General features: G+C 66.1%; 2 protein-coding genes. One reads left to right on the forward strand and one right to left on the reverse strand.

The genetic code is table 11. The features are described 5' to 3' along the window. Positions 1-392 precede the first annotated feature (392 nt). Positions 393-2,564, reverse strand: a complete 2,172-nt coding sequence (locus tag AC1D00_RS30170; RefSeq protein WP_404552289.1) for an EAL domain-containing protein — start codon at positions 2,562-2,564, stop codon at positions 393-395. Positions 2,565-3,086: 522 nt separating this feature from the next. Between AC1D00_RS30170 and mepA the strand changes: the two genes are divergently transcribed. Then, complete coding sequence (gene mepA, locus AC1D00_RS30175; RefSeq protein ID WP_477013177.1) at positions 3,087-4,028, forward strand: penicillin-insensitive murein endopeptidase; 942 nt, start codon at positions 3,087-3,089, stop codon at positions 4,026-4,028. Positions 4,029-4,103 lie beyond the last annotated feature (75 nt).

A 4,103-nucleotide genomic window follows, 5' to 3' on the forward strand; every position in this document is an offset into this window, starting at 1 on the left:
GCCATTGCCAGCATCCAGTCGAGCAGAACGGCCTTGAAACGCCGCGAGAAGCGCGCATAGCGCGGTCCGGGCTGTGGCAAAGGGGGGACGTCAAAGGTCACGGGAGGAGCCGCATCCATTCATTCGATCCTCAATGAGACGCCGGCGAGCGACTTGAGGTTCGACCATACCAGACAGCAGGACGATCAATTATGAAGGAAGGTCTGGCGGATCGCCTCCCTGCGGCCATCCTTCGAGACGCCCGCTGCAGGCGGGCTCTCAGGATGAGGTCTTGTTTCGCTGCGAGATGTTGGACCCTCATGGTGAGGAGCCCGCCCTAAGCGGGCGTCTCGAACCATGCAGGCCGGAACGGGCGCGGCTCAGCGCAAGGGGTCGCTATGCGAGCCGCAAGATCACGCCACCATCGCGGCGTCTTCGTCCTCAGCGCCATCGATGCCGCGCTGTGCGGCGAGCAGGCTGATGATCTCGATATTCGGGCGGGCCTTGCTGAACAGGAAGCCCTGGCCTTCGTCGCAGCCTTCGGCCCGGAGGCAGCTCAGCTCGGCCTCGGTCTCGACGCCTTCGGCGGTGATGGTGACGCCAAGGCCCTTGCCGAGGCTGACGATGGAGCGGATGATCGCCTGCGCTTCGCGGTTGGCGCCGAGATCGCGCACGAAGGACTGGTCGATCTTGATCTTGTCGAAGGGGAAGCTGCGCAAGTAGCTGAGGCTGGAATAGCCGGTGCCGAAATCGTCCATCGAGATGCGCACCCCGAGCGCGCGCAGCGCATGCAGCGTCGCCAGCACCTGGGCGCTCTTCTCCAGCAGCAGTGTCTCGGTGATCTCGAGCTCGAGCCGCCGCGGTGGCAGGCCGGAATGCTTCAGCGCGTCCGTCACCATCGAGAGCAGATTGCCGCTGCGGAACTGGAGCGGCGACAGATTGACGGCGACGCGGACGTCGTCGGGCCAGGTCGCGGCGTCGAAGCAGGCGCGGCGCAGCATCAAGCCGCCGAGCGGATTGATCAGGCCGGTTTCCTCCGCGACCGGAATGAACTCCGCCGGCGAGACCATGCCGCGCTCGGCATGCGGCCAGCGCACCAGCGCCTCGAAGCCGGTGATGCGGCCGCTCGAGAGGTCGACCAGCGGCTGATAGTACGGCCGCAGCACGTCGTTCTGGATCGCGTCGCGCAGCTCGACCTCGGTCTTGCGGCGGCTCTGCGCCTTCGCATGGAGCGCCGCCTCGAAGAAGGCGAAGGTGCCGCGCGCATCCAGCTTGGCGCGCGACAGCGCCATGTCGGCGCTCTTGAGCAGCTTTTCGGAATCATCGCCATCGGCCGGCGCCATCGCGATGCCGATGGAGGCGCCGATCACCACAGAATGGCCGTCGAGCAGATAGGGATCGGCGATGGCCTCGAGCAGGCGCTTGGCCAGCATCACCGCGTCCTCGGGACGGGCCAGCCCGCTCTGCACGATCGCGAACTCGTCCGAATTGAGCCGCGCCAGTGCGTCCTCTTCGCGCAGGGTGGAGCGCAGCCGCTTGGCGACGCCGCGCAACAGCTTGTCACCGATCGCATGTCCGAGCGTCTCGTTGACCGCCTTGAAATTATCCAGCCCCAGCATCAGCACCGCGACCTTCTCGGCGCTGCGGCGCGTGTGCAGCAGCATCTCGTCGACCTGCTGGCGCAACAGGTTGCGGTTCGGCAGGCCGGTCAGCCCGTCATGCTGGGCCATGAAGGCCAGCCGCGCCTCGGCGCGCTTGCGCTCGGTGATGTCCATCAGCGCGAGCAGCACCGCGGGCCGCTCGGCATAGGTCAGTTCGCGCGAGTAGATCGCAAGGTCGATCAGCGCGCCGTCGGCCTTGACGTGCTTCCAGGTGCGCGCGGCCTGCTCGTCGCTGGAACGATCGGTGGTCCAGGGCGGCTCGCTGTCGAAGGCCTGCAACGACCGGATCTTCAGCTTCTCGAACTCGGTGCGGCTATAGCCGTAATGGGCGATCGCGGCGTCGTTGACGCCGAGGATGCGCTCGTCGTCCAGCGCGCAGACGATCATGGGAACGGGATTGCCGTCGAACAGCAGGCGGAACGAGGCCTCGCGCTGCTTCAGCTCGGTGATGTCGACGCGCAGGCCGACGACGCCGCCGTCGTCGGTGCGGCGCTCCTCGATCAGGATGACACGGCCGTCCGACAGCGTCTGCTCGTGACGTGCGCCCGGCTGATAGAGCTTCTTCAGCCGCTGGGCGATCCATTCTTCCTCATGGCCTGCGGCTTCCGGATAGTCGCCGCGGGCGACGCCGACGCGCAGCGTGTCTTCGAGGCGCGCGCCTTCAGCGAACAGATCGGCGGTCTTGCTGTAGATCTCGGAATATTGCTTGTTCCAGAGAACGTAGCGGCCTTCGGGATCGAGAATCACGATGCCCTGCGGCAGCAGGTCGACGGCCTGGCGCAGCCGCTCATGCGATTTGCGCGCCTCGATGATGGCCGCTTCGGCCTCCGCGCGGCTCTGCACGAGTTCGTCGTGTTCGGCGGGCCGAAGCGAGGCGCGCGCGAAGCGCGGCTTGCGCGGCGACCGGCCGCCCGCAGCACGCACGTTGCGCTTTCGCTTTCCTGGCTTTCGAGACCCCAAACTCAACTTCACATATCCCAGTTGCGCCCTGTGGCCGCAAGTTTTGAGGCAAGTGTCTGAAAAAAAAGTAATCTTCGCCGATCTGACCGCGGATCGCCGGCCTGCTGTGCCTGTTTGCGAGGCGCGAAAACCGCGGCGGGCGCAGCAAACCTGTTTTCGCCGTCGCGATCGGACGGTGCGCTGGCGCAAAATTGCGCGCTCACTTGAATCATTTCCGAAATCGCGTGTGATTGCATGCGAGCCACGCGTATTTCTCACGCCACGCATGAATTTTGGTCAATGCAGCATAGGGTTATCGCGCCGTTAAAAACGGCCGGCCGATGTGGGATTTTCGATGCGGAACGTTCGATTGCGCGCCCCTAACACTGGACCTCGCGCGAACAAGACCGCCGCATGCGCGGGAGATCGCCATGCGAGGCCGGGCCGCCGCGGCGGACGAGCCTAATTCTTAACCCTGACACGGCGTTGGGCTATAAGGTGATCAGCATGAGTCCCCGCCGCCTCGCCCCTCTCCTGCTTTTCATGACACTCCTGACCGCCAGCGGCGCGCTGGCCCAGGACAAGGGCAGCGTCAACCCAAAGCCGCTGCCGCCGCTCGCCAACCCCAATGATCCCAGTATCGGCGCCAAGGAGCTGTTCGCGCGAAAGCTGCTGCCCTCGAAAGGGCCGGCGCATGTCATCGGCTCCTACACCAAGGGCTGCATCGGCGGCGCCGAACGGATGCCGCTGAACGGCGACGATTGGCAGGTGATGCGACTGTCGCGCAATCGCAATTTCGGCCACCCCGCGATGATCGCGCTGATCAAGCGGCTCGCGGCCAGGGCGCACAAGGACGCCGGCTGGCCGGGCATCCTGGTCGGCGACATCGCCCAGCCGCGCGGCGGGCCGGCGCTGTCAGGCCATGCCAGCCATCAGATCGGCCTCGATGCCGACATCTGGCTGACGCCGATGCCGGACCATCGGCTCTCGCGCGAGGAGCGCGAGGAGATGTCCGCGGTGATGATGGTGCGGCAGGACCGGCTCGACATCGACCCGAAGGTGTTCACGCCGTCCCATGTGCTGGTGCTGCGCGACGCCGCGCAGGAGCCGGCGGTGCAGCGCATCTTCGTCAATGCCGCGATCAAGAAGGCGCTGTGCCGCGAGGCCAAGGGCGACCGCTCCTGGCTGTCGAAGATCCGGCCCTGGTGGGGCCATGACTATCACTTCCACATCCGCATGCGCTGCCCGCCGGGCGCCGGCGAATGCGAGGGCCAGCCGTCGCAGTCCGAGGACGAAGGCTGCAAGGACGCCGATCTCGCCTACTGGTTCTCCGATGCAGTGCTGCACCCCAAACCGCCGCCGGAGCCGCCAAAACCGAAACCGCCGATGACGCTGGCCCAGATGCCGGCGGCGTGCAAGGCGGTGCTGCACGCAGCGGATGCGAAGTAGCGGCGTGCGTGTGAGCACGCTGCCGACCAAGCTCTCAGTTGTCGTCCCGGCGAAGGCCGGGACCCATAACCACAG

The organism is Bradyrhizobium sp. P2_E8, assembly GCF_056403875.1.